The following is a 24,769-nucleotide window of genomic DNA, read 5'->3' as shown; positions in this document are numbered from 1 at the left end:
ACGCAACCGACTAGTTGCAATAGTTTTATGGCAACTAGTCGGTTGCGATACATGGAGGCAGTGATGGGATTTCCGGATCGGATCGAGCGGACGCTGGAGCTCGGGCATCCGCCGGCGAAGGTGTGGACGGCGCTGACGACGGCCGACGGGCTCGGGACGTGGTTCGGGCAGAACGCCACGATCGACCTGCAGACGGGCGGCAACGCCGTACTGACATGGGAGAACGGCGACAAGGTCGAGCTTCGGATCGAGCGGCTCGAGGAGCCGGCCGTCTTCGGGTACACCTGGCACATCTACGGACTGCCTGAGGACGACCCCCGCCGTACCTATGTCGAATTCACCCTCGAGCCGACGGCCGCCGGCACCCGGCTGACCGTGGTCGAGTCCGGGTTCGCACAGCTTCCGGAGGACGAGTACGCCAAGGCGTTCGGCGGGAACACCGAAGGCTGGGAGCTGGAGCTCGGCGAACTGGTCGAGTACCTCAATGCAGCCTGAGCCATCCCTCGATCGTGAGGCGGTCGCCGAGCAGGTGTTCGTGGCGCTGGCGGATCCGAGCCGGCGCACGATCCTCGCCGAGCTGGCCGCGAGCGGCCCCGCGACGGCGACCGACCTGGCTGACCGGCTGCCGATCACCCGGCAGGCGATCGCCAAGCACCTGACCCTGCTCTCCGAGGCCGGTCTGCTGATCGCCGAGCCCGGCGAACGCCGCCGCGTCCGCTACCGCCTGCACTCGGGCCCCATCCAGCTGGCCCAACAGTTCCTCGCGGCGCTCGCCACCAACTGGGACTCGAACCTCGATGCCCTGAAAGCACACCTCGACGCCCAACCTTGAGCACCCCTCAACCACATTCGCGACCCTTCCATGGTTGACCGGTGCACAAGGTGCGCCAGCCCGGCGACCTTGAGCACCCACCAACCGTCGTCGGGGCTCTGGAACGGTTGAGCCGTGCTCAAGGTCCACCCCCCACCACCTTGAGCACCCCTCAACCACAATCACCCGCTCCACATGGTTGACCGGTGCACAAAGTGCGCGCGCCCGGCAACCTTGAGCACCCACCAACCGTCATCGGGGCTCTGGAACGGTTGAGCCGTGCTCAAGGTTGGTGGGGCGAGGGGATCCCGGGCCCCCTGGTCCGGGATCCCCTTGCCGTTTACTCGGTCGCTTTGAGGCGGACCGTGAACAGGGGCAGCATCCAGTGCAGGAGCGGGCCGATCGACAGTGCGTAGATGATGGTGCCGAAGCCGATCACCCCGCCGAGCGCGAAGCCGATCGCGACGACCGCGATCTCGATCGAGGTGCGGACCAGGCGAATGCTCCAGCCGGTACGGCGGACCAGACCCGTCATCAGGCCGTCCCGCGGACCGGGACCGAACTGGGCGCCGATGTAGAGCGCGCCGGCCAGGGCGTTGACGACCACTCCGGCGAGCATGAAGACGATTCGCAGCCAGAGTGCATCCGGCCGGTCGACCGTCGACAGCGTGAGGTCAGTGGCGAGGCCGATCACGATCGCGTTGCTGATGGTGCCGAGCCCCGGCCACTGGCGCAGCGGGATCCAGGCCAGCAGTACGACGAAGCTCATCACGATCACGACGGTCCCGAAGCTCAGCGGGATGTGCTTGATGATGCCGGAGTGCAGCACGTCCCACGGGTCGAGGCCGAGATTGCCCTGGACCATCAGGCCCATCGAGGCGCCGTACAGGACGAGACCGACGTACAGCTGGACCAGGCGGCGCGGCAGGTGGCCTGCTTTGAGCTGCTGGATCGGGTTGAGCACGGCGAGCTGACGGGGAGGGGCTACGGAAGTGGCGGTCACCTCTTCAGTTTGCAGGCCAACTGGCCTGGTGATCGATAGCCAATTGCGCAATAGTGGACTGCATGATTGGGCAACAGCTTCCAGCCAGCACGCTCAGTGGTCTGCTCGGAGCGTGGTCGGACGACGCGGGACCGGCGTACCGGGTGCTCGCCGAGCGGCTCCGCCTGCTGATCGCGGACGGGCGGATCATGCCCGGCGCGCGGCTGCCGAGTGAGCGGGAGCTGACCGATGCACTCGGAGTCAGCCGGACCACGGTGGCATCGGCGTACCGGGAGTTGCGTGACAGTGGCTACCTGGTCAGCCGGCGCGGGTCCGGGAGTGTGACCGCGCTGCCGTCGAAGGTCGGGCCGGAGCTCGGGCGGCACCACGCGCCCGGGATCGACACGGAGGGGCTGTACGACTTCACCTGCGCGGCACCGGCCGCCGTACCGGGAATCAGTACGGCGGTCGCCGCGGCGGCCGTGGAGTTGCCGGGTCACCTGGCGACGCCGGGGTATCACCCGCAGGGGTTGCCGGAGCTGCGGGCCGAGATCGCGGCGACGTACAACGAACGCGGGTTGCCGACCTCACCGGACCAGATCATCGTCACCGCCGGAGCGCTGGCCGCGACCTCGATCGCGATCCGGGCGTTCACGCAGATCGGCGACCGGGTACTGACCGAGAGCCCGACGCACCCGAACTCGGTCGACGCGATCCGGCGCAGCGGCTGCCGGGTCGTGGCCGCGCCGATGAGCCCCTACGGCTGGGACCTGCCGTTGCTGGAGGCAACCATCCGGCAGACGTCGCCGCGGGCCGCCTGGATGGTGGTCGACTTCCAGAATCCAACCGGTTGGTTACTTCCGGCCGCGGACCGGCAGCAGCTCGCGATCGCCTTCGCACGCAGCCGGACGACCGCGATCATCGACGAGACGCTCGGCGACCTGTGGCTGGACGGCCAGGAGATGCCGCCGCCGTTCGCGTCGTACCACCCCGAGGGCGTGATCACGCTCGGTTCGGTCAGCAAGTCGTACTGGGGTGGGCTGCGGATCGGGTGGATGCGCGTCCCGTCACACCTGGTCGCCCGGGTGCTCGATGCGCGGGCGTCACTCGACCTGGGCGCACCTGTGCTGGACCAGCTCGTCGTCGCTCAGTTGTTGCGGGACCGCGCGACCCTACTCCCGGAGCGCCGTGCCGAGCTGGCGCGGCGTCGCGACGCCCTGGCGGTCGCTGTGTCGACTGAGCTCCCGGACTGGCGGTTTGAGTTGCCAGGTGGCGGCCTGTCCCTGTGGTGCGAGCTCCCGGAACCCGTCGGCTCCAGTCTGGTCGGCGTGGCCCAGCGGAACGGCGTACTGATCGTGGCCGGCTCCCGCTTCTCTCCTGACGGCGGCCTGGAGTCCTTCATCCGGCTCCCCTACACGCTGGAACCAGATGCGTTGCGGGACGGCGTCCACCAACTGGCTGCGTCGTACCGGTCTCTTACCGACGCCCGGAGCACCCCAGGCTTCACCCCGGCGATGATCGCCTGACGTCATCGTCCCGTAAGGGGGCCGGGGAAGGTTCACCCCAGGGGCCTTGTTGAGAGACTATGAGAGTCAACTGCGAGAGGCGTGAGAATGTCGTTCTTCAAGCGGAACACAGCCCTGGTCGAGCCGGAGCGCGCACTGCCCGGCCGCCCCACCCCCGGCTACACCGTGCCGGCCGAGAACATCGTGCTGCACACACCGCAGACCGCCACCGCCCCTGAGGGGTTCGAGGAGGTCTGGTTCGGTACCGGCTGCTTCTGGGGTACCGAGGAGATCTTCTGGCAGCTCCCCGGCGTCTACACCACCGCAGTCGGGTACGCGGGCGGCTACTCCCCCAACCCGACGTACGAGGAAGTCTGCACCGGCGGCACCGGCCACACCGAAGCAGTCCGCGTGGTCTACGACCCCACCAAGACCACCTTCACCGACCTGCTGAAGGTCTTCTGGGAGACCCACGACCCGACGCAGGGCATGCGCCAGGGCAACGACCTGGGCTCCCAGTACCGCTCCGCCATCTACTACACCACCGACGCCCAGCGCGCCGAGGCCGAACGCACCCGCGACCTCTACGCCCCCGTCATCAAGCCCCTCGGCTACGGCGACATCACCACCGAGATCGCCCCGCTCGGCTCCCACTACTACGCAGAGCCCTACCACCAGCAGTACCTGCACAAAAACCCCAACGGCTACCGCTGCCACAGCAACACCGGCGCCAAGTTCCCGGCTGGCGCATAACCCTCCCGGGTGGGCGTGATCGCGCCCACCTTTCGGCCCCACCGCGATGCCAACCAACCCGGCACCGCGTGGGGCCTTCGTCATATGCGCATGCCTCGGCCCGCGGGCTCGGTGTCTCCAGCGCGGGCGGACCGCTGCCACCCACTAACCCGCCTGGAGGGCCCTCGAGCGAGAGGTGCTGAGCGTGGGACGGGTGAGGCGCCGAGACTTAGTCGGTGGTGGAGGTCCGCAAGCCGGGTTGGCGTTGTTGCTGTGGCAGCATGCGGGGGCGGGCATCGTCGGCCGGTTGCCCGCTCTTCGACTTCACCAAGCTGTTCATCGAGCTGGCCGGGCAGCAACGCGGAACCGGCTACCCGTGGTGGGAGCCGTTGTTCGACGGGTACGGCGGCGCACCGGATCTGCACGTCATGCGGCTACTGCTTGCCGCCAGCAACCACATCAACTTCACGTGTCTGGGCGACTACTCCTGGGCCGGCGATCGAGAAGCCATCCTGACCGTAACCAGCCGGGAAACCTGCTCGGCTAACGATGCTCGACTGTGGCGGGGCGCCCCTGGGCGTAGGTGATGACGGTGAGGGCTGCGTTGGCGTGGTTGATAGTGAGCCAGCGCCAGGGCGGGGCTTCTAGGGCGTCGCGGATGAGCCAGGCGATGAGGAAGTTGTGGGTGACTAAGAGGTCGGTCGGGCCGGTGAATCGTGTTAGGGCCTCTTGGGCCAGGCGGGGTCCGGTGGTGAGTTCTTCGGGGGTGGCCTGGGCGAGGAAGTCGAGGTAGTAGGCGGCGGAGTCTGGTGGGAGCTCCGCCGGCTGCGGGACGTATGGGATGTAGTCACCGGCAACTGCAGAGGACTTGAGCGGGGCTTGGTGGCGCAGTTGCTCGCTGATGAGGTGGGCTGTTTGGGTGGCTCGTGGGAGGGGGCTGTGGTGGATGGTGTTGAAGACAACGTCCTGCAGTCGTTGGCCGAGCAGGACTGCCTGGTGACGGCCGCGGTCGGTCAGGCCGCTCTCGTCGGGTAGTGCTTCGGCATGCCGGACTAGGTAGAGGTGTCGGGTCATGCAGGGATGGACGCCGGCCGGTGGTCACCGGTTCGGTGGATTGACCGCGGAGGTCGCTGGACGTACGGCGGCTGCCGGAGCGATCGTCGTACCGGTATGTCTATGCCCTGATGTACCGCTGGCAAGGCGGTCCTGATACCGGCGGCCACGTGACTTCGGTCTTCCTGACGCGGGGTGAGGCAGAGAGTGAGCGCGCCCGGAGGGAAGCGGACGCGGGCGACGAGTGGTGGATCGAATCGGTACCGGTCGGGGTGTGAACCCGCGGCAACCGTTGCCCAGGGCCCGTGATTGAATCTCACTTTGCCGAAGTGAGGAGCAGTAGTGAGCAAGTTGATGCGTGCGCTGGTTGGGATTCCGGCAGCGGTGGTGTTGATCTCGGCGGGAACAACGGTCGCGGCGTCTGCTGCCACGGGGAAGCCCAGTGGACCGCCGCCGTCGGGCTTCGGCGTGACGTGCGTTTCGACCACCGGGGCGAAGGCGTGCTTCGGTGAAGCCGCCGACAAGGTGTGGGTGAAGGACACCAAGGCGAACGGTGACAGCGCCGTCGGCACGATCTACAACACCGACTCGGGGCCGGACTGGTACCGCGAGTGCTTCAACACCCGCGGCGAGGCCGGTGGCTGGGTGATGTGCGACTTCGACGTCCCCGAGAACCGTGAAGGTCTCCTGTGGGCCGTCAACAAGCCCTGGGTCGGCAACGAGAAGAGCGTCAAGATCTGGACCACCTTGATCTGACCCACCCTCGGCTGTCACATCTGCTCGCCGTGTTCTGTCTGACCTCTTGTACGTCGGGCGGACAGAGCGAGGAGCGGATGATCGAGACGGTGGCGGGGTTGCGGGAACACTTGCAGTGGGCGGTGGAACTGGAGCACGCGACGCTCCCGCCGTACCTGTGCGCTTTGTACTCGCTGGATCCCGCGGTGAACGCGGAGGCGATAGAGGTCGTCAGCAGTGTGTTCGTGGAGGAGATGATCCACCTCTCGATCGCTGCGAACCTGCTGAATGCGGTGGGCGGCGACCCGCGGCTGGATACCCCGGACCTGTTGCCGGGGTATCCGTGCCAGTTGCCGCACAGCGACATCCAACTGGAGTTGCTGCCGTTCGGGTCCGAGGCACTGGAGATGTTCCTGCGGCTCGAACTGCCCGAGGCTCCGGGGGCGCCGGTGGAAGGCGATGAGTACGAGACGATCGGGCAGTTCTACGACGCGGTCGAAGCCGGCCTGAAGGATCTGTGCGAGACGCTCGGCGAAGACAAGGTGTTCACCGGCGACCCGGCGCGGCAGGTGACGGCGGGGCCGTTCCACCACACGGATGGGACGTTGAGCGAGGTCACGGATCTCAAATCGGCGTTGGCCGCGCTGGAGGAGATCGTCGAGCAGGGCGAGGGTACGTCGCGCGGTGGGGTCTGGGACGGCGACGGCGACTTCTTCCACCCGGACCGCGATGAGGTCGCGCACTACTACCGCTTCGAGGAGCTCAAGCTCGGCCGCCGTTATCAGCGCGGCGACACCCTGCAGTCCGGCCCGACCGGCGACCCGGTGACGGTCGACCTCGCCGGTGTGATCCCGATGCAGGCGAACCCGCAGCCGTCGAAGAACCCGGAGATTCGCCAAGCCCAGCAGGCCTTCGACAACATGTATTGCACTGTGCTCTACCTCCTGGAGCAGGCGTTCAACGGTGAGCCCACGCTCATCCGCGACGCGACCCGCACCATGTTCGGGCTCAAGGCCGCGACGCTCCAGCTCCTGACGCGAAAGGAGGCCGACGGCACCACCCCCGGTCCGACCTTCACCTACATCGCCCCGGAGGACCGCACCTAGAATCGACCCCATGATCACTCACGAATTGATGCCCGAGGCAATCAGCAACCGCCCGGGCCGGGTGATCGTGCTCAACGGTACGTCGTCCGCCGGCAAGTCGAGTATCGCGACGGAGCTGCTCGACGTACTGGAGGACGTCTGGTACCACGTGAAGATCGACGCCTTCCGCCGGATGCTGCCGCACCGCGACTGGACCGACGAGGCCTACCTCCCGGTCCTTCAGCGGACCGTCCTCGGCTTCCACCGCGCGGTGGCGGGGATGGCGGCGGGCGGCAACAACGTGGTCGCCGACTACGTCCTCGGCGAGCGTTGGCGGCTGGCCGACGCCCTCGACGTACTCAAGGATGTGCCAGTCCTGTTCGTCGGCGTTCGCTGCTCACTGCCCGAACTCGAACGCCGCGAGACCGCCCGCGGGAACCGCAGGATCGGCCAGGCCGCCATGCAGTTCCCGGTCGTCCACGCCCACGGCCTGTACGACGTTGAGGTCGACACCGAGCGGAATTCCCCACGCGAGTGCGCGCTGCTCATCCGTGACCGCTTGGCCGCCGGACCCCCGACGGCCTTCGACCAGTTGCGACGGCGTCAGCCCATCGACTTCTGACCGTCGATGGCCTCGCGAACGATGTCCGCGTGGCCGGCGTGCTGCGCGGTCTCCGCGGTCACGTGCAGGAAGACCCGCCGTACCGTCCAGAAGACGCCCGGCGGCTGCCACGGGGCGGCCGGGAGTTCGTAGCTCGCGTCCAGGTCGAGGGTGCGCACCAGGTCGTCGGTGGCGGCCGCGACCTTCTCGTACGCCGCCAGTACGTCGGCCAGCGTCTCCCCGTCGACCAGCCGGAAGTTGTCGGCCCACTCGGCCATCACCTCCGGGGTGTACTCCTTCGTCGTGTCCTTGCCCTGCGCGAAGTCCTGCCAGTTCTTCTCCACCGCGGTCACGTGCTTGATCAGCCCACCGACCGTCAGCTCACTGATCGTGCTCCGGGTACTCGCCTGCTCGTCGGTCAGCCCCTGCGCGGTGTACCGCAGGAAGTGCCGGCGGCTGCCCAGGAGGTCGATGATGTCGTCCCGCTCGTTCGTCGTCATGCTTCGACTCTAAGAGAAGTAGCGGCCAGATGATGTCCTCTACCTCCCCCGAAATCAGAAGACTTCCCGACCGCCCGGCACCTACTCTGCGCCCATGGAGATCCGCGCGCTGCAGCCCGAAGACCCACCGGTGATCGCCGCCGCCTTCGAAGAACTCGGCTGGCCCAAACCGGCCTCCCAGTACGAGCGCTACCTCGAGGAGCAGACCGCCGGCACCCGCGACATCCTCGTCGCCTGGGTCGACAGCCAGTACGCCGGTTATGTCACGATCCGCTGGGAGTCGCCGTACCAGCCCTTCAACGGCATCCCCGAGATCCAGGACTTCAACGTCCTCCCCAACCTCCGCCGCCAAGGCATCGGTACGGCGCTCATGGACGCCGCCGAATCCCTCGTCGCCACCCGCTCCCCCACCGTCGGCATCGGCGTCGGCCTCTACCCCGACTACGGCAACGCCCAACGCCTCTACGTCCGCCGCGGCTACCTCCCCGACGGCCGCGGCCTCATCTACGACGGCCGCCAAGTCGCCCCCATGGAAACAGTCCGCAACGACGACTCCCTCACCCTCATGTTCACCAAGGACCTGAAGCCCTGACTCAGCTGTCGAACCACACGACCCAACGCACGTTGTCGGCTCCGTACCGCGAGCTGAGCGCACCGAGCCGTGCAAGGTCAGCCGCGAGCTCACCCAGTACGTCGCGGCGCCGCATCCGCTCCACTCGCCAGACGGTGTAGCCGCGGCACCATCGGGTACCCCCGGTGGTAGGCCCGGCCACAAAATTTAGGGCTTGTGACATAGGTGTGGTTCGCGCGTTGTCGGACCGGCGGGTTGCCGTCCAATCGCAGGGTCTCGGGCGATGTGATCGGCGAATGTGGCGAGTGTGTCGGCGACTGAACGCACTGTGCTGCTGGACATCGATTCCTGGCGGCAATCTCCTACCACTCGACATCGGACCACTGGTCCTGCACAGCGACTGAACCCACCGTGCTCGCCGGGGCAGAGGATGCGGCGGGAAGGGCGTGGGGGTGGCGGGGGCGGACCGCCAGCACCGTCGAACTCTGCACGGCTCGGACAGTCCACGCTCAGCATCACCTGCACGAGCAGCCGCACGAGAGGTTAGACGGTGACCCAGGTCCGGCATCCCGGGGGCGCGCGCCGGACACAATCCGGGGATGAGCACCCCCCGCGGGGACCTTGAACACGCTATGCCTTGTTCACAGTCCCCATTTCCTGTCCACACCCCCAGCAACTACAAGCACGTCACCCACCGCCAACGGTGGCACAGCGCCCAGCCAGCCCACCGGTCAACCGACCCACCACACGGGGAAGAGACCAGTACGCCGCACCACCCACGAATGGATCAGAAGAGCCCAAAACTTAGCCGGACGCCGATCGTCCGGAATCGTCGTTAGCGTGAGGACTATGACTGAGAACTTGGTGGGGCGGGACTTTCGTGGGGGTTTGGTGCGGGAGGTGGACTTTCGGGGCGCTCGGTTCGAGCGGGTGGGGTTCATCGGAGCCGTCATGCGTGGGGTGGAGTTCAACCGGGCTTCGGTCGATGGGGACATCGAGGGGTTGGTGATCAACGGGGTGGAGGTGGGGCCGTTGATCGAGGCGGAGCTGGATCGGCGGGATCCCGAGCGGGTGAAGATGCGGCCTGCCGACGCGGACGGGTTCCGCGAGGGGTGGGACGTGGTGGAGCGGTTGTGGGCGGGGACTGTGGAGCGGGCCCGCGCGTTGCCGCCGGCGAAGTTGCATGAACGGGTGGACGGTGAGTGGTCGTTCATCCAGACGTTGCGGCACCTCGTCTATGCGACGGACGTGTGGATGTGCCGGGTGATTCAGGGCGATCCGGAGCCGTGGGATGCGCTGAGCCTGCCGTTCGACGGGGCGACGCCGGATCCGCGGTTGCCGTGGGACCTCGACGTACAGCCGAGTCTCGACGAGGTGCTGAAACTGCGGCACGACCGGATGGGCCGCGTCCGCCGGTACGTCGACCAGTTGACCGACGCGGAACTCGATTCACAGACCACGCCGGTCGAGGGTCCGAGCTGGCCCCGGCGGCGGCGTACGACATCAAGATGTGTCTCGAGATCATCCTCAACGAGGAATGGCAGCACCGCCTGTACGCCGAGCGGGACCTACAGTTGCTGTAGTCGCTGCTGTATCGCGGCGGGGCAGCGGGTGTCGTGATCGTCCGTGCACAACATCGCGGCGGGATCGTCGAGGACCAGTTGGCGGGTCGCGTCGAGGACGGCGGCGATCGGTACCCGGCGGGCGCGGCAGTCGCCGATCATCACCTCGGTGGTTGCCGGACGCAACAGTGGCTCGATCAGATCGAAGTGTGTGCTCGACCCGGAGATGTTCGGGAGCTCCGCCCACGACCCGTCGCCGACCTTCGCGTACCGGTAGAACCGCGACCGCCCCAGGTGCTGCTCAGCCACGTGAATCGTCGTGTTCGACGTGTGCCCGACTCCCAGCAGCAGTACGTCACCGCCGAGCGCCTCGATCGGGCCGAGCGGCCAGTCCAACCGCTGCGCCGCTAGAACTTCCGACGCCCGCTCCCCCACGGCCAGGAACGCCATCAGCGGATGCGAACTCCGCAGCGGCGCGAACGACGTCCGCAGTACGTCGGGGATCCGCCCCAGCCACCGATCGACCGGCAGATCATCCCGGTACGCCGTCGCGCGGGCGACGCTCGCGTCGAAGGTCGCCCAGTCCTCGGTCGGCGGATACGCGTTGTGCGATCGCGCCAACCCCGGCGGCGCCCCAACCCCGGTGAGGTCGAAGGTCCACCCCGGCATCAACACCGTGCCACAGGTCTCCACGAGCGCCTGGCACACCGCCTCCGCCCCACCATCGACGTACCCGAAGGAACTGAGCGACGAGTGCACGAGTACGTCGGACGACCGGTCCAGCCCCAACCGTCGCAGGCCGTCGGTGATCTCGGTGCGAGTGACCATCGCAAAAGCATGTCAGCTGAAACCCCACCACGCCTTAGAATTTCGGCATGCGTGAGCGGGTATTGAGGGCGGCGGCGGAGTGGTCTTGGGTGCCGCCGGATGCGCGGGACGTCGTCACCGACGACTACCGGGCGATTGTGTACGGCGGACGTGGGCCGACCGTGCAGTGGTCGTCGACCGGGCGGCCGCTCGATGAGGTGATCGCGGAGGTGCGCGAACTGGGACAGCCGGTGCGGTGGTGGGTGGATGATCGCACCCGGCCGGCGGATACCGGAGAAGTCTTGCAGGGCAAGGGATTTCGCGAGGTCGAGGTGGTTGAGGTGCTGGCGCATGAGCTGCCAGGCGACCTCAGCGCGAGGCTCGACGTACCGGATGATGTGGTGGTGCGGCCGGCGTTGGATGCGGCCAGCATCGAGGCGGCCGCGGCGGTGGACTCCGAGGTGTTCGGATGGCCGCCGCCGAGCCGGAATGAGCTCGATCACGAGATTGCCGCGGCGGCGCGCGGTGAGCGGTCGCCGCTGCGGTTCGTGGCGGAGATCGACGGCGAGATCGTGGGCGCGGCCGGGTACACGTTGCTCGGTGACGTGGTCGGCCTGTGGGGTGCCAGCGTCCTGGAGAAGGCGCGCGGCCGAGGTGCCTACCGAGCCCTGATCGCCGCCCGATGCGAGGCCGCGGTCCAGGCCGGCGCAAACCTCGCGCTCGTCAGCGCCCGCACCGCGACCAGCGCCCCCACCCTCCTCAGAATCGGATTCATTGCCTACGGCACCAAACGCTGCTACCAGCTCTGAACGCACCGGTAGGTCGTGAGCGCACCGATCAGGTGAGAGGGTTGGGGCGTGGAGGCGTTGAAGCGGTGGGCGTTGGCGGCCGGACTTGGGTTGGGACTGGTCTGGGCGGTGGTGGTGTCGGCGTCGATGCCGAGTTGGTGGGATCCGAGCAAGTCGTGTTTCGAGAAACTCGGCCCGAGGGTCAGCCCGGACGCGACCGTCCATACCGGCTGGTTCCCGCCGTCCGCGACCTGTGACTTCGGCGGCGGCGACGTTCGTGACTACCTCTCGACCACCCAGTCGGTGGTCCTCTCGATCGCCGGCCTCCTCATCCTGGCGATCATCGTCGCGGGCATCGCCTTCACCCTCCAAGGCCTCAAAGGCGACCCGGGCCTGACGAGATCGGCCGACGGCGTCGATCTCAAACGGAGGCACCGCAACCACCTCCTGTACGGCGCTCTCGACGTACTCGTGGTCGTCGCAGTCCTGACCGGGCTCAATGTGGCAGCCATCATCTTCGGCGAGCTCATCGGTGGGATCCTGTTCGCGATCACCGCTCTCGCGGGCCTCGCCGCGCTCGCCGCCGTCCTGGACCGCCATACCGGTCCACTCCCCAGCACTGCGCTCGCCAGCCGCCGCCGCGGCGCCGCGACCGGTGCGATCATCCTCGGCGTGGTCGTCGCGGCCACCGGCCTCACCGGCCAACTCCCGTTCTTCCGCCTCTGGGCCGCCCCACTCGCCGCCGTCACGTATGCCGTCGTCGTCCACCAGCAGTGGACCAAAGCAGCCGTCCCCGTAAAGTCTGAACTGTGAGCATCATCGGCGGAGCAGGTCAGGTCCTCAGTGAGGACGAGGTCACGACGTTCATCGGTACCGCGCTGGACGGTGCAAACCTTGCCGGCCGCAGCGTCTGTGTGATCGTGCCGGACGCGACGCGTAGTTGCCCGCTGCCGCTGCTGATCCGCGCGGTGCACGATGCGCTGCACGGCAAAGTCAGTAAGCTCACCATCTTGATTGCCCTCGGCACCCATGCCGAGATGACGCCGGAGGAACTCCGCAAGCACCTCGGCGGCGAGTACGACGGAGTGCTCAACCACGAGTGGTGGAAGCCGGAAACCTTCGTCGACCTCGGCACGATCAGCGCTGAGAGGGTCCGCGAGATCTCCAACGGAATGCTGAACGACGAGGTCCCGGTGCGGCTCAACCGAGCCGTCGTCGAGCACGACGTGGCGCTGGTCGTCGGCCCGGTCTTCCCGCACGAGGTCGTCGGCTTCTCCGGTGGCAACAAGTACTTCTTCCCCGGTGTCGCCGGCCAGGAGGTCATCGACGTCTCGCACTGGCTCGGCGCCCTGATCACCAGCGCGAGCATCATCGGCACCCTCGGCGTCACCCCGGTACGCGCCCTGATCAACGAGGCCGCCGCGCTGATCCCGGCCGAGAAGCTGGCACTCGCCGTCGTCGCCCAATCCGGTACGGATGCGCTGCACGCCATCGCGTTCGGCGACACCGTCGAGGCGTGGCAGGAGGCGGCTCAGGTCTCCGCGCAGACCCACGTCACCTACCTCGACAAGCCGGTACGACGGGTTGTCTCGGTGATGCCCGAGAAGTACGCCGACATCTGGACCGCGGCGAAGGGCTTCTACAAGCTCGAGCCCGTGGTCGCCGACGGCGGCGAGGTCATCCTCTACGCGCCACACGTCACCCGGATCGCCGCGATGCACCCCGAGATCGAGGAGATCGGGTACCACTGCCGCGACTACTTCCTCGGCCAGTGGGAGAAGTTCCGCGACGTCCACTGGGGCGTCCTGGCCCACTCGACCCACCTCCGCGGCGCGGGCACCTGGGATCCGGTCACCGGTGAGCACCTCCGCGTCCAGGTCACCCTCGCGACCGGCATTCCGGAGGACGTCGTACGGGGGGCGAACCTCAACTACCTCGACCCGGCGACCGTCGATCTGGCCGCGTACGACGCCGACCCCGACACTCTCGTCGTACCGAATGCCGGTGAGGTGCTGCATCGCCTGGCAGGAAGCGGAAAGACCGGTTCCCACGAGGCGTGACCGACCGGTAACCTCGGGCCCTATGACAGAGGTCGTGATCATCGGGTCCGGTTTCGCCGGTTTATGCATGGCGATCAAGCTCAAGCAGGCCGGATGCGAGGACTTCGTCATCCTGGAGAAGGCCGACCGCCTCGGCGGCACCTGGCGCGACAACACCTATCCCGGGTGCGCGTGTGACATCCCGTCGTACCTCTACTCGTTCTCCTTCGAGCAGAACCCGCACTGGACGCGGATGTTCGCACCCTGGGACGAGATCCTCGAGTACCTCGAACGCACCGCCGACAAGTACGGCGTCGCCGACAAGATCCGGTACGGCGCCAAGGTCACGGAGGCCGCGTTCGACGAAGAGAGCGGCTACTGGACGGTGACGGTCAACGACGAAGAGGTCATCCAGGCCCCGGTCCTGGTGGCCGGCGTCGGCGGTCTGCACGAACCCAAGCTGCCCGACATCCCGGGCCTCGACTCCTTCGCCGGTACGACGTTCCACACCGCGCACTGGGATCACACCCACGACCTCACCGGCCGCCGGGTGGCCGCGATCGGGACGGGTGCCTCGGCGGTGCAGTACGTGCCGCAGATCGCGCCGATCGTCGAGCACCTGGACGTCTACCAGCGGTCGGCGGCGTGGATCACGCCGAAGCCGGACCGCGCGATCGGGCCGCGGGAGCGCGCTCTGCATGCCCGCTTCCCGGCCGGACAGCGGCTGATCCGCAACGCGATCTACTGGGGGCTGGAGGCGCGCGGTGCCGGCTTCGCAGGCAATCCGCGGTTGATGAAAACCCTTGAGCTGCAGGCGAAACAGCACCTGCGCAAGCAGATCCCGGACCCCGATCTGCGGGCCCGCCTGACGCCGGACTATCAGATCGGCTGCAAGCGGATGATGGTCTCGAACGACTACTACCCGGCCTTCAACCGGTCGAACGTCGACCTGGTCACGACCCCGATCACCCGGATCACGCCGACCGCCGTCGTCACCGCCGACGGCATCGAACGGCCGTGCGACACGATCGTGCTCGGCACCGGGTTCGCGCTGTCGGCGAACCTGACCCGGATGCCGATCCTCGGCAAGGACGGCACCGATCTCGCCGAGCACTGGAAGCGCGACGGCGTCGGCGCTCACCTGGGCATCACCGTGGCCGGCTACCCGAACCTGTTCCTGCTGATCGGGCCGAACACCAACACCGGTCACTCCTCCGCGGTCTTCATGATCGAGGCGCAGGTGCGCTACGTGATGCAGACGCTCGACCTGCTCCGGCGCCGAGGAGCGAAGTACGTCGAGGTCCGCGAGGAGGCTCAGCAGAAGTTCGTCGACGGCGTCCAGCGCGACCTCAAGGGCACCGTCTGGGAGTCGGGCTGCACGAGCTGGTACAAGGACGCCGACGGGCGGAACACCGGTATCTGGCCGCACTTCACGACCAGCTACTGGCGCCGTACCCGCAAGCTCGATCCCTCGGACTTCGTGCTCGTGAAGTAGGGGTCGCCCGGACTCCCTAAGGATGAGTCCTCAGGGTCGGGTATACGACCTAGGGATGAAGCGAATACCGGTCTAGGGACCGATGTCCGGAAGGGCGATCTGAAGGAACCTTGAGATATGGAAATCCTTCAGATCGCGGGAGCAGCAGCCATCGTCATCGGCATCATCGTGATGGCCCTGCTCGCCATCGTGCCTTCGGTCGTAGACCGTTAAGTCTCTCCCCAACGGGAGAGTCAGTCGGCGGACAGATGGACCAGCAGGTCCTGCCGGGTCAGTACGCCCACCGGCTTGCCGTCGTCCAGCACCATCAGGGCGTCGCGACCCTCGAGCAGCTCGACCGCCTTGCTGACGGCCTCGCCGGCACCAAGGGACGGCAACGCCGCATCCATGTGCTGCTCGACCATGTCGGCCAGCCGCGCCTTGCCGGAGTACAACGCGTCCATCAGCGTCCGCTCCGACACCGCGCCGGCCACCTCGGCCGCCATCACCGGTGGCTCCGCGCGGACCACGGGCATCTGGGAGACGCCGTACTCGCGCAGGATCGCGACCGCTTCGGCGATCGTCTCGTGCGGGTGGGTGTGCACCAGCGGCGGCAGGCTGCCGTCCTTGCCGGCCAGCACGTCACCGAGCGTGGTGCCCTGCCGGGCGTGCGCGAGGAACCCGTACTGCGCGAGCCAGTCGTCGTTGAAGACCTTCGTCAGGTAGCCACGGCCGCCGTCAGGCAGCAGTACGACGATCACCGCGTCGGGATCGTTGATCTCCTGCGCGAGCCGGATCGCCGCGGCGGCCGCCATACCGGCTGAGCCGCCGACCAGCATCGCCTCTTCGCGGGCGAGCCGCCGGGTCAGCGCGAACGAGTCCGCGTCCGAGACCTCGATGATCCGGTCGCAGATGTCACGGTCGTAGGTCTCCGGCCAGAAGTCCTCACCGACGCCCTCGACCAGGTACGGACGGCCGGAGCCACCGGAGTAGACCGAGCCCTCGGGGTCGGCGCCGATGATCTGCACCTTGCCGCCCGAGACCTCCTTGAGGTACTTGCCGGTGCCGCTGATCGTGCCGCCGGTGCCGACGCCCGCCACGAAGTGGGTGATCCTGCCGTCGGTCTGCTCCCAGAGCTCAGGACCGGTGGTCTCGTAGTGCGAGCGCGGGTTGTTCTCGTTGGCGTACTGGTTCGGCTTCCAGGCGCCCTCGATCTCGCGGACCAGGCGGTCGGAGACGTTGTAGTACGAGTCCGGGTGTTCCGGCGCGACCGCGGTCGGGCACACCACGACCTCGGCGCCGTACGCCTTGAGCACATTCCGCTTGTCCTCGCTGACCTTGTCCGGGCAGACGAAGACGCACTTGTAGCCCTTCTGCTGGGCCACCATCGCGAGGCCGACCCCGGTGTTCCCGGAGGTGGGCTCGACGATCGTGCCGCCCGGCTTCAGCTCGCCGGAGGCCTCCGCGGCCTCGATCATCCGGACCGCGATGCGATCCTTCACCGAGCCACCGGGGTTGAAGTACTCGACCTTGGCCAGGACGAGTGGTTTCGCCCCGTCCGTGGTCTTGGTCAGTCTGACCAGCGGGGTGTTGCCGACCAGGTCCAGGAGAGATTCTGCGTAGCGCACAGCCTCAGACTAGCGATCCTCGTGTCGTTTCCCCTATTTCACTTGCGTGTACGTGACAGCGTGTAATCCTTGTACTCATGAGTAAAGGCAAAGCCAGGGCCGCGAAGAGATTGGCCCAGGCCGCAGCCTTCGGGGGCGGGGGGCTCGGACTCATCGGAGCCACGCTGTACGGCGTACTGACCGCAGAGGCCGAGTACGCCAAGCGTGTGATCGGCCCGATGCGGTACTACCCCACTCCGGGGAGCGGTCTGTACGGCAGATATCCAGGTCACCCGATCACGTTCGCCATGCTCGGCGACTCCAGCGCGGCCGGCTACGGCACCGACACCCCTGACGAGACTCCCGGCGTGATGCTCGCCTCCGGGCTCACCGACCTGGCCGAGCGCCCGGTCCGGCTGGTCGACGTCTCCAAGACCGGTGCCAAGTCGTCCGATCTGGCCCAGCAGGTCGACGCCGCCCTCCAGGCCGGACCGCACGTCGCGGTCATCCTGATCGGTGCGAACGACATCAAGGCGCAGATGTCGCCTTCGGTCTCCGTCCGGCTGCTCTCAGCCGCAGTACGGCGGTTGCGCGCGGCGAACTGTGAGGTCGTCGTCGGCACGTGTCCGGACCTCGGCGTGGTGCCGACGATGATGCCGCCGCTGCGCCAGTTCGCCCGGGCGTGGAGCCGCCGGCTCGCGGCCGCGCAGACCATCGCCGTGGTCGAGGCCGGCGGCCGGACGGTGTCGCTCGGCTCGCTGCTCGGACCGACCTTCAAGGCCGACCCGTTGATGTGGGGCCGGGACAACTTCCACCCGTCCGCCATCGGGTACGCCGCTGCCTCGGCCGCGCTGCTGCCCTCCGTGGCGGCCGCGATGGGCGTTGGGGCGGAGTCGTTCGTCCACCCGGAGTCGTTCCGGGGCGAGAAGATCCTGCCGATCGCGGACGCCGCCGTACAGGCTGCTCGCACGGCCGGCACCGAGGTCGTGGCGACCGAGGTGGCTGGGCGCACGCGCGGGCCGCGGGGTCGCTGGGCCGAGCTGCGGCACCGCCGCAGGCACCCGAAGGCCGAGATCGACCGGGTCGAGCCGGAGGCCGAAACCGAATCCGGGTCTTTGATCAACAGCTGAAACAAGTTCCGGAACCGGCAGGGCGTTGACTGGGAGCGCTTCCAGTCACACGCTCCAACTCCCGCCCCATGAGTTCCGGAGGTCGTCATGACCAGGTTCCGCCCCGCCCTGCTCGCCGTCGCCGTACTGGGTCTTCTCGGTGCTGCACTGACACCAACAGCCGGCCAGGCCGCCACCACCGCGATCGGTGGCAGCTTCGTCGACAACTTCGACGGGTTCGACACCGGCCGCTGGCACAAGGCCGACGGCTGGAGCAACGGCAGCATGTTCAACGTCGGCTGGCGTGCCGACCACGTCTGGTTCAGTGGCGGGGTGATGGGCCTCAACCTGGACACTGCCTCCTGCCCGGGCGGCTGTTCGGGTAAGCCCTACGCCTCCGGCGAATACCGGACCAACAACCTCTTCTCGTACGGGCGGTTCGAGACCCGGCTGAAGGCGGTCAAGGCGTCCGGCACGGTGACGTCGTTCTTCACCTACACGGGCTCGAGTGACAACCAGCCGTGGGACGAGATCGACGTCGAGATCCTCGGCAAGAACACCACTCAGATGCAGACCAACTACTTCACCAACGGCGTCGGTGGCCACGAGACGATCATCAACCTGGGCTTCGATGCCTCGACCGGCTACCACGACTACGCGATCGAATGGTGGAACCAGGGCACGATCAACTGGTTCGTGGACGGCCGGCTTGTCCATCAGGAGAACGGATCCCGCGGCGCGCTGCCGACCCATCCGATGCGGATGATGCTGAACCTGTGGCCCGGGATCGGCGTCGACGGCTGGCTCGGACCGTTCAACTACACCGGGCAACTGACTGCGACGTACGACTCGGCGCGCTACACCAAGTACTGAGCCCTGCCTCACGCCTGAGCCCATCTCCCACTTGAACCCATCTCCCGAAGGGGACACGTCCTGAAATGGGACAGACATGAAGAAGGCCTTGCCTGTAGGCGTCTTCGTGGTGCACAGTCGATAGCAACGCGATACCCCGATCAACGGGAGGCGACGATGGGCTTGAACCACTCCGAGGAAACGCACCAGCGTTTGGTGGAGAAGGTGCCCAGATGCACCGGACGCGGCATGACCGAGTGGTTCCAGCTGATGAACGACGGACCGTCGTTCCTGCGCTTCGACGACCGAGTGCGGTGGCTCTCCAGCGAGTACGAGCTCGCGCATGGGCACGCAACCGCCATCGTCCATGAGTACGACCTCGTCAAAGCACACCGGCGAATGAGCTGACAGCCGAACAGGAGAAGAGTTCCGTAGAGAGGACCTGCCCCTACAGGTGGAGGGGCGGGTTCTCTTTGTTTACAAGGGCTTCTGAGCGATCAGATCCAGTTCGTTGCCTTCGGGATCGGCGATCGAGCAGCGACCCGGTTGTTCGTCGCGGATGTTTCCACCGGCCTGCAGCGCTTGCTCGACGCGGGCCGGTAATTGGTCGTGCGCGACGTCGAGTTCGAGCCGGATCCGGTTGCGCTGCGCGCGCCGCTCGGTCTCGCCCGCATCCATCTGCTGGAAGATGAAGCCCGGGTTGAGCCGCCGCGGATCGTAGCTGTCGTCGGTGCCGACATACCCGAGAGCCCTTGTCCAGAACGCCTTCACCGCCGGTGCGTCGACTGCCGCGAGCCCGATTTGCACGAAGCGGATCGTGTCCGGCTTGGCGGTCAACCCCAGATCACGTGCTGCGGTCTGGACCTGCTTTGCCAGCTCAACGAAAGGCTCGCCGGCTACTTCCCACGCATCCTTGCCGTGGTCGATGATGACGCCGTCGGCGCGAACGTCAAGCATCAACGCGATCCCGGCCGCATCGGCCAGGTGGGCAACGGCTGTCACCAGCTGAACCGCCTGCTCTGCTGATGTGGTGGGGTAGAAAGTCATTGCTGCGAACAACGTTTGCCAGTCTTCCGCTGCGAACGCGTCGCCCGGGACCAGATCCAGTTCGTTGCCTTCGCTGTCCGGGAGCATCACACCCCAAGCACCCGTCGGCTGCCGCCCCGCCCTGACGGCCTCGACGGTCTGCGCCGGTCGGACCACATCGATATGGAAGCGGTTCTGCAGCGGCCGTGCGTCCTGGCGCTCCACGACCAGGAGCTCCGGGTCGCGGTGCAAGGGGTCCTCCAAGCGTTGGCCGTCTGGATAGCCGAACCCGTTGCGCCAGAACTCCCGGACGCCAGGCACATCCACCGCGTCAAAGACGATCCGCAGCTCCTGCAGCGCCGCCGGATCACTCGGGACCCCCGCCAGGGCTGAGATCCACTCGGTGTCGTCTCCCGCCGGCACCCGGACTCGGACCCCGCTCGGCCGCACATCCACCTCGGGCAACGGACCAGCCGCGGCGATCCGCCGTACCAGCTCTGCCCCTGCCGTCAGCGACGGCTGCTCGAACCACGCCGCCGTTCGCTGCCCGATAGCCCGCCACCCGTTGTCAGCCATGCGAGGGAGCCTAGGCCTTGTTCCGGACAATCCCCGTCCGGATACGGCCGAAGGGCCGGCCCTGGTGGGCCGACCCTTCGATTCGTCTGTGGTGCGTGGTGACTAGTCGCCGCCGCGGAGGATGGCGAGGATGCGCAGGATGTTCCAGTACAGCCAGACCAGCGTGACGGTCAGGCCGAAGGCCGCGCGCCAGGCCTCGTTCTGCGGGGCGCCGGCGCGAACGCCCTGCTCCACCATGTCGAAGTCGAGGATCAGGTTGAAGACCGCCAGGCCGACGCCGAGGGCGGCGAACAGCAGGCCCAGCGGGCCCATCCCGCTGATCCCGGTGGTGATCCCGAGTAGTCCCAGCACGAAGTTGACCAGCAGCACCCCGGCGAAGCCCATCGTCGCGAGGATGACCATCTTCTGGAACCGCGGTGTCACCTTGATCGCGAAGTACTTGTACGCCGCCAGCGTCAGGCCGGCCGTCACCATCGTGGCCAGGATCGCCTGCACGACAATGCTGGAGTCGCCACCGACGTAGCTGACGATGACCTTGCTGCCGACCCCGAGGAAGACGCCCTCGAACGCCGCGTAGACCATCACCAGCACGGGGTTGATCTTGCGCGAGAACGACAGCACCATCGCGATCGCGAAGGCCAGCAGCGCACCGCCGAGGAAGGCCGGCAGCACCAACCGGTCCGGCACCTTGTTCCACGCGATCGCACCGACGACCGCCACGACACCCAGCGTGATCGCCGTCTTGATGATCACATCGTCCAGCGTCATGGGGCGGCTGCCGGCCGGTGCACCCTGGTACTGCTGGGGCGGCACACCCGGTCCGCCGTACTGACCGGGCTGCTGACCGTACGGAGCGGCCCCCGGATAAGCCTGGCCATGGCCAGGCGCAAACGCACTCGACCGGTTCAGGACCGGGTTACTGCTCTGCATGACATTCCTCCTGGTGACCCACATCCGGGGCCGTATCGAAATACTACGGTCCCACCCTTAACAACATCTGAGAACCCGACTCCCGTTCCCCAACCGAAATCCCAGTGGGGCAACAATTTCAATAAGCCACCGATGCATTCAGCCACCGCAACCGCTCGGCAGGCAGCACCCCGGCCCCAGCCCACAGCCAGCGCAGCACATTCGCGGCATTCATCGGGCGCCGCACGTGCTCCAGCCCCTCACGCATGGCCTCAGTGCCGAGAATCTCCTGCAGTCGCCGGTCGACCCGCCGGTACAGCCAACGCGCATAGGTCGCAGAGATCAGAAGCACCGCCAGCACGACCGCCGCCATGGTGACCGCCCATTCGGGCAACAACGGCAACGCGAACAGCCGGTCGACGACCACGACAGAGGCTGCCGCCATGACGAGATAGCCGACCTGCAGGATCCGATGGTGCCGGTGCATGCCGAGCGCCGCTCTCTGCAGGGACTCCGCCACTACAAGGTCGAACAAAGGCGTACACCACTGCGACACCCGGCGGTCCAACTGCAGGACCGGCGCAGCCACGCCCCGAGGCCTCAGTACTGCCCAGATTTTGGCGTTGTCCACCCAAGTGATCGACGGCAGTGGATACCCCACGGCGGTCGCCAACTCCCCCACGCGCACAGTCAGTTCCTGATCGTTCACGGGCTCAGGTTAGGCGGCGGAGGCGGTCGATGGAGCGGGGGCGCATGCCCATGCGGATCCAGAAGAGGTTGGCCGGGCGTGGGCGGGTGGTGGCGTCGAGGCGGAGGGCTTCGATCAGTTGCTCGCGACCGAGGATCTGGATCAGGCGGTCGTCCTGGCGGCGGGCGAAGTGCCGGGACCAGATCGCGATCGGGAGGATGCAGAAGGCCAGTACGACGACGAACGCGACGATCGGAAGGACCAGCACCACCGCGCCATAGGTGTCAGCGATGTAGCTGCCGACGCCGGCGATGACGCCGATCAGCACGATGAGGCCGATCCGGATGCTCCAGATCAGCGTCTTGTACTCCCGATTGATGCCGAGGCGGTCCGACACCAGCGCTTGGGCAATCAGGAAGTCCTGGAGCGGCTCGGGCTTCTCCTCGAGATGCGAATGGACGACCAGCGCCGGACCGAGGGGGCCGGGTGGGAGCGTGAAGGCACAGGGCTGCTGTTCACTGCCGTCGATGCGGTTGATGGGCGGGGCGTCGTGACCGACCCGGACGGCCATGGCGGCGACGCGTTCTTCGAGATCCACGAAGAGGATCATGACGCAGAGTGGTCTGGACCGCCAGAGCGCGCGGCTTGGCGTCGTACCTGTATGGGCAGGTACGACGCTTGCCGGCGGCCACCCAGGACGTCTTGCTCCCGCAGGCCGGTCAGTGGGGTTGGGCGATCAGGGCGGTAGCGACCTGGTCGGCCAGGGCTACGGCCACCTGGCGTTGTTCGAGGTCGGGGCGGGCGATGTGGGTCGCGGCGGTGAGGAGGAAGCGGCCACGAACGCGGCCGGCGTGCTGGATAGGGAGTTCGATCTCGGCGTTGGTGGGGAGCCCGTCGCGCTCGACCTTGAGGACGTGGCCGCCGCGGGTGACCGTGCCGTCGGGGTTGAGCTGCGGCGCCGACGTCCGGTTGCCACCAGCAACGAAGCGCACCCGGTCGATCCCCAGTACGACGGTGATCTCCGCGGCCACGTGGTCGATCAGGTCCTGCGTGGAACCACCTTCGGAGACCGCCTGCGAGGTGGTGATCACGCCGTCCAGGTAACCGCGGTGACGGGACGCGCGAGCTTGTTGCCGTCGGCCCCAGATCGCGATCTCACTGACCGCGACCCCGATCAGCACCAGCAGGATCGTGGTCTCGACGTCATCGCCGCTGTCGATCGTGAACCGGTTGTACGGAACCGTCAGGAAGAAGTCGAACCACACCGCACTCGACACCGCGGCCAGCACGCCCGCCGACCGCCACCCGGCCGCGGCGACACCGACGATCACGACCGCCAGCAGCAGCGCGGCGTTCGCATTGTCGAAGCTGTCCCGCAGCAACGCGAGCAGACCACACACCACCGGCGGCACGACCAGAGCGAGCGCGAGCACACGATTGCGATTCACAATCCCATTGACTCTCTTCAACGCGCTGCGATCAACCCCTCTCACAGACGTCTATCAGCCGTAATCCGGTGGCCCGGCGAGCGCTGCCGCCCTACCGTGCTGAGCTATGCACACCCTCCGCCCGGCCACGCTCGACGACATCGACTTCCTCCTGAACGTCGCCATCGAGGCGACCCGCACCCAAGGCCGCCTGTCACCGGAGGCCGACGAACCGGGCTGGCGCGAGGGATACGCCGACTGGACCCGCGAGCAGATCGCCGAGGACCCCACCGGTACCAGCGTCATCGAGCTCAACGGCCGACCCATCGGCCGCCTCCGCGTCACCCGCCACCCGGCGTCGATCGAACTGTGCGGTATCCAGCTCGACCCCGCCGTACAGAACCAAGGCATCGGTACGGCGATCATCCGCGCCCTGCAAGAGGAGGCGGCCGCTCGCGGCGTCCCCCTCGACCTCGGCGTCGAACGCGACAACCCCAACGCCCGCCGCCTCTACGACCGCCTCGGCTTCCGCAAATTCGCCGAAGACGACCGCGAAGACAAACTCCGCTGGCGCAACGACATCTGGACCGCCGAGGTCGCCGCCCACTACGACACCCCGGGCGACGGCATGTTCTCCGCGGACACGCTCGGCCCGACGACCGCCCGGCTCGCCGAACTCGCGGGTTCCGGACGGGCCCTGGAATTCGCCATCGGGACCGGACGGGTCGCCGTACCGCTGGCAGCCCGCGGCATACCGGTCAGCGGCATCGAACTCTCCCCGCCGATGGTCGAGGTCCTCCGCACGAAAGCCGACGAGGCCACGATCCCGGTCACGATCGGCGATATGGCGGCCGTCCGGGTGCCGGGCGAGTTCTCCCTCGTCTACCTGGTGTTCAACACGATCTCCAACCTGCTCACGCAGGAAGACCAGGTCGCGTGCTTCCGCAACGCCGCCCGGCACCTCTCCCCCGGCGGCCGCTTCGTCATCGAGCTCTGGGTCCCCGAACTCCGCCGCCTCCCACCCGGCACACCCGCCACGGTAGGTATCGCCGACCCCGACTACATCCTTCTCGACACGTACGACGTACTCCATCAGCACGTCACGTCGTACCACTTCCGTTTCACCGCGGACAGCACCGAGGCGCACCTCGAGCGCTCACCCCACCGCTACATCTGGCCGGCCGAACTCGACCTGATGGCCCAGCTGGCCGGCTTCACCCTCGAGTCCCGCCACGCCGACTGGACCGGCACCGAGTTCACCGCCGCCTCCCCCTCCCACGTCTCCGTCTACCGCCAAATTTGAGGGGATCTCCGTTGAGGTTGCCGGTTC

General features: G+C 67.3%; 29 protein-coding genes and 2 pseudogenes. 20 read left to right on the top strand and 11 right to left on the bottom strand.

The window, feature by feature from the left end; all coding sequences use genetic code 11:
• Positions 1–63: 63 nt before the first annotated feature.
• Positions 64–495, top strand: coding sequence for an SRPBCC domain-containing protein (locus ACFVWG_RS26690; RefSeq protein ID WP_391546145.1), 432 nt, complete (start codon positions 64–66; stop codon positions 493–495).
• Positions 485–832: an ArsR/SmtB family transcription factor gene (locus tag ACFVWG_RS26685; protein WP_391546144.1), complete on the top strand. Its 348-nt coding sequence runs from the start codon at positions 485–487 to the stop codon at positions 830–832. Before ACFVWG_RS26690 ends, ACFVWG_RS26685 begins: the two co-directional genes overlap by 11 nt.
• A 319-nt stretch (positions 833–1,151) precedes the next feature.
• Here ACFVWG_RS26685 and ACFVWG_RS26680 read toward each other — a convergent pair whose 3' ends face one another.
• Complete coding sequence (locus ACFVWG_RS26680; protein WP_391546143.1) at positions 1,152–1,814, bottom strand: YitT family protein; 663 nt, start codon at positions 1,812–1,814, stop codon at positions 1,152–1,154.
• 62 nt (positions 1,815–1,876) lie between these two features.
• Between ACFVWG_RS26680 and ACFVWG_RS26675 the strand changes: the two genes are divergently transcribed.
• The 3 genes from ACFVWG_RS26675 (at position 1,877) to ACFVWG_RS26665 (ending at position 4,617) form a co-directional block, all read left to right on the top strand.
• Positions 1,877–3,319, top strand: a complete 1,443-nt coding sequence (locus ACFVWG_RS26675; protein WP_391546142.1) for a PLP-dependent aminotransferase family protein — start codon at positions 1,877–1,879, stop codon at positions 3,317–3,319.
• 87 nt (positions 3,320–3,406) lie between these two features.
• Positions 3,407–4,051, top strand: a complete 645-nt coding sequence (gene msrA, locus ACFVWG_RS26670; RefSeq protein WP_391546141.1) for a peptide-methionine (S)-S-oxide reductase MsrA — start codon at positions 3,407–3,409, stop codon at positions 4,049–4,051.
• Between the two features lie 260 nt (positions 4,052–4,311).
• The gene (locus ACFVWG_RS26665; RefSeq protein WP_391546140.1) at positions 4,312–4,617 is read left to right on the top strand and encodes a hypothetical protein; all 306 of its coding nucleotides are present in this window, start codon (positions 4,312–4,314) and stop codon (positions 4,615–4,617) included.
• Here ACFVWG_RS26665 and ACFVWG_RS26660 read toward each other — a convergent pair.
• Positions 4,574–5,104: a histidine phosphatase family protein gene (locus ACFVWG_RS26660; RefSeq protein WP_391546139.1), complete on the bottom strand. Its 531-nt coding sequence runs from the start codon at positions 5,102–5,104 to the stop codon at positions 4,574–4,576. The genes ACFVWG_RS26665 and ACFVWG_RS26660 overlap by 44 nt on opposite strands.
• Between ACFVWG_RS26660 and ACFVWG_RS26655 the strand changes: the two genes are divergently transcribed.
• From ACFVWG_RS26655 to ACFVWG_RS26640, 4 genes are all read left to right on the top strand, one after another.
• Positions 5,103–5,240 (top strand): hypothetical protein, encoded by a 138-nt coding sequence (locus tag ACFVWG_RS26655; protein ID WP_391546138.1) that lies wholly within the window; start codon positions 5,103–5,105, stop codon positions 5,238–5,240. The genes ACFVWG_RS26660 and ACFVWG_RS26655 overlap by 2 nt on opposite strands.
• 185 nt (positions 5,241–5,425) lie before the next feature.
• A complete protein-coding gene (locus ACFVWG_RS26650; protein ID WP_391546137.1) occupies positions 5,426–5,839 on the top strand; it encodes a hypothetical protein in 414 nt (137 codons plus the stop codon).
• A gap of 77 nt (positions 5,840–5,916) precedes the next feature.
• Positions 5,917–6,924 carry a ferritin-like protein gene (locus tag ACFVWG_RS26645; protein WP_391546136.1) on the top strand — a complete coding sequence of 336 codons (1,008 nt, stop codon included), beginning with the start codon at positions 5,917–5,919 and terminating at the stop codon, positions 6,922–6,924.
• Positions 6,925–6,934: 10 nt separating this feature from the next.
• Positions 6,935–7,525, top strand: a complete 591-nt coding sequence (locus tag ACFVWG_RS26640) for a chloramphenicol phosphotransferase CPT family protein (protein ID WP_391546135.1) — start codon at positions 6,935–6,937, stop codon at positions 7,523–7,525.
• Here ACFVWG_RS26640 and ACFVWG_RS26635 read toward each other — a convergent pair.
• Positions 7,507–8,004 (bottom strand): DinB family protein, encoded by a 498-nt coding sequence (locus ACFVWG_RS26635; protein ID WP_391546134.1) that lies wholly within the window; start codon positions 8,002–8,004, stop codon positions 7,507–7,509. The two genes, ACFVWG_RS26640 and ACFVWG_RS26635, sit on opposite strands and share 19 nt — an antisense overlap.
• A 94-nt stretch (positions 8,005–8,098) precedes the next feature.
• On the opposite strand from ACFVWG_RS26635, the gene ACFVWG_RS26630 reads away from it, so the two are divergent.
• Positions 8,099–8,596, top strand: coding sequence for a GNAT family N-acetyltransferase (locus tag ACFVWG_RS26630; RefSeq protein WP_391546133.1), 498 nt, complete (start codon positions 8,099–8,101; stop codon positions 8,594–8,596).
• Position 8,597: 1 nt separating this feature from the next.
• On the opposite strand, the gene ACFVWG_RS26625 is transcribed toward ACFVWG_RS26630, so the two are convergent.
• Complete coding sequence (locus tag ACFVWG_RS26625; protein WP_391546132.1) at positions 8,598–8,720, bottom strand: hypothetical protein; 123 nt, start codon at positions 8,718–8,720, stop codon at positions 8,598–8,600.
• A gap of 704 nt (positions 8,721–9,424) precedes the next feature.
• Between ACFVWG_RS26625 and ACFVWG_RS26620 the strand changes: the two genes are divergently transcribed.
• Positions 9,425–10,195 (top strand): DinB family protein, encoded by a 771-nt coding sequence (locus ACFVWG_RS26620; protein WP_391546131.1) that lies wholly within the window; start codon positions 9,425–9,427, stop codon positions 10,193–10,195.
• Here the strand turns inward: ACFVWG_RS26620 and ACFVWG_RS26615 are convergent.
• Entirely contained in the window at positions 10,144–10,965 is an 822-nt protein-coding gene (locus ACFVWG_RS26615) for an AAC(3) family N-acetyltransferase (protein WP_391546130.1), read from the bottom strand. The genes ACFVWG_RS26620 and ACFVWG_RS26615 overlap by 52 nt on opposite strands.
• A gap of 47 nt (positions 10,966–11,012) precedes the next feature.
• Here ACFVWG_RS26615 and ACFVWG_RS26610 point away from each other — a divergent pair, with 47 nt between their 5' ends.
• Genes ACFVWG_RS26610 through ACFVWG_RS26595 form a run of 4 tightly spaced genes read left to right on the top strand, consistent with a single transcriptional unit; the run spans position 11,013 to position 15,266 of the window.
• The gene (locus ACFVWG_RS26610; RefSeq protein ID WP_391546129.1) at positions 11,013–11,753 is read left to right on the top strand and encodes a GNAT family N-acetyltransferase; all 741 of its coding nucleotides are present in this window, start codon (positions 11,013–11,015) and stop codon (positions 11,751–11,753) included.
• 48 nt (positions 11,754–11,801) lie between these two features.
• Positions 11,802–12,545 carry a hypothetical protein gene (locus tag ACFVWG_RS26605; protein WP_391546128.1) on the top strand — a complete coding sequence of 248 codons (744 nt, stop codon included), beginning with the start codon at positions 11,802–11,804 and terminating at the stop codon, positions 12,543–12,545.
• Positions 12,542–13,792 carry a lactate racemase domain-containing protein gene (locus ACFVWG_RS26600; protein ID WP_391546127.1) on the top strand — a complete coding sequence of 417 codons (1,251 nt, stop codon included), beginning with the start codon at positions 12,542–12,544 and terminating at the stop codon, positions 13,790–13,792. The genes ACFVWG_RS26605 and ACFVWG_RS26600 overlap by 4 nt, the downstream gene beginning before the upstream one ends.
• Positions 13,793–13,814: 22 nt before the next feature.
• Positions 13,815–15,266, top strand: coding sequence for a flavin-containing monooxygenase (locus ACFVWG_RS26595; RefSeq protein WP_391546126.1), 1,452 nt, complete (start codon positions 13,815–13,817; stop codon positions 15,264–15,266).
• A gap of 233 nt (positions 15,267–15,499) precedes the next feature.
• On the opposite strand, the gene ACFVWG_RS26590 is transcribed toward ACFVWG_RS26595, so the two are convergent.
• Entirely contained in the window at positions 15,500–16,873 is a 1,374-nt protein-coding gene (locus ACFVWG_RS26590; protein ID WP_391546125.1) for a cystathionine beta-synthase, read from the bottom strand.
• A gap of 77 nt (positions 16,874–16,950) precedes the next feature.
• Between ACFVWG_RS26590 and ACFVWG_RS26585 the strand changes: the two are divergent.
• The 4 genes and pseudogenes from ACFVWG_RS26585 to ACFVWG_RS26570 form a co-directional block, all read left to right on the top strand.
• Positions 16,951–17,691 (top strand): annotated as a pseudogene (locus ACFVWG_RS26585) (SGNH/GDSL hydrolase family protein); the annotation flags it as partial.
• A 144-nt stretch (positions 17,692–17,835) separates the two neighbouring features.
• Positions 17,836–17,949 (top strand): annotated as a pseudogene (locus ACFVWG_RS26580) (SGNH/GDSL hydrolase family protein); the annotation flags it as partial.
• Between the two features lie 120 nt (positions 17,950–18,069).
• The gene (locus tag ACFVWG_RS26575) at positions 18,070–18,834 is read left to right on the top strand and encodes a glycoside hydrolase family 16 protein (RefSeq protein WP_391546124.1); all 765 of its coding nucleotides are present in this window, start codon (positions 18,070–18,072) and stop codon (positions 18,832–18,834) included.
• A gap of 156 nt (positions 18,835–18,990) precedes the next feature.
• Positions 18,991–19,221, top strand: a complete 231-nt coding sequence (locus ACFVWG_RS26570) for a DUF4287 domain-containing protein (RefSeq protein ID WP_391546123.1) — start codon at positions 18,991–18,993, stop codon at positions 19,219–19,221.
• 69 nt (positions 19,222–19,290) lie between these two features.
• Here the strand turns inward: ACFVWG_RS26570 and ACFVWG_RS26565 are convergent, their stop codons facing one another.
• From ACFVWG_RS26565 to ACFVWG_RS26545, 5 genes are all read right to left on the bottom strand, one after another.
• Positions 19,291–20,415 (bottom strand): VOC family protein, encoded by a 1,125-nt coding sequence (locus tag ACFVWG_RS26565; protein ID WP_391546122.1) that lies wholly within the window; start codon positions 20,413–20,415, stop codon positions 19,291–19,293.
• Between the two features lie 102 nt (positions 20,416–20,517).
• Positions 20,518–21,345 carry a Bax inhibitor-1/YccA family protein gene (locus ACFVWG_RS26560; RefSeq protein WP_391546121.1) on the bottom strand — a complete coding sequence of 276 codons (828 nt, stop codon included), beginning with the start codon at positions 21,343–21,345 and terminating at the stop codon, positions 20,518–20,520.
• 118 nt (positions 21,346–21,463) lie between these two features.
• Positions 21,464–22,033, bottom strand: coding sequence for a hypothetical protein (locus ACFVWG_RS26555; protein ID WP_391546120.1), 570 nt, complete (start codon positions 22,031–22,033; stop codon positions 21,464–21,466).
• Positions 22,034–22,037: 4 nt separating this feature from the next.
• A complete protein-coding gene (locus tag ACFVWG_RS26550) occupies positions 22,038–22,622 on the bottom strand; it encodes a hypothetical protein (protein ID WP_391546119.1) in 585 nt (194 codons plus the stop codon).
• Between the two features lie 109 nt (positions 22,623–22,731).
• Positions 22,732–23,460 (bottom strand): DUF4118 domain-containing protein, encoded by a 729-nt coding sequence (locus ACFVWG_RS26545; protein ID WP_391546118.1) that lies wholly within the window; start codon positions 23,458–23,460, stop codon positions 22,732–22,734.
• Between the two features lie 106 nt (positions 23,461–23,566).
• On the opposite strand from ACFVWG_RS26545, the gene ACFVWG_RS26540 reads away from it, so the two are divergent.
• Positions 23,567–24,742: a GNAT family N-acetyltransferase gene (locus ACFVWG_RS26540; RefSeq protein WP_391546117.1), complete on the top strand. Its 1,176-nt coding sequence runs from the start codon at positions 23,567–23,569 to the stop codon at positions 24,740–24,742.
• Positions 24,743–24,769: the final 27 nt, after the last annotated feature.

The organism is Kribbella sp. NPDC058245 (assembly GCF_042882005.1).
Classification (GTDB): Bacteria; Actinomycetota; Actinomycetes; order Propionibacteriales; family Kribbellaceae; genus Kribbella.
The sequence above is the reverse complement of the archived record's forward strand: the minus strand, read 5'-3'. Positions and strand labels throughout refer to the sequence as shown.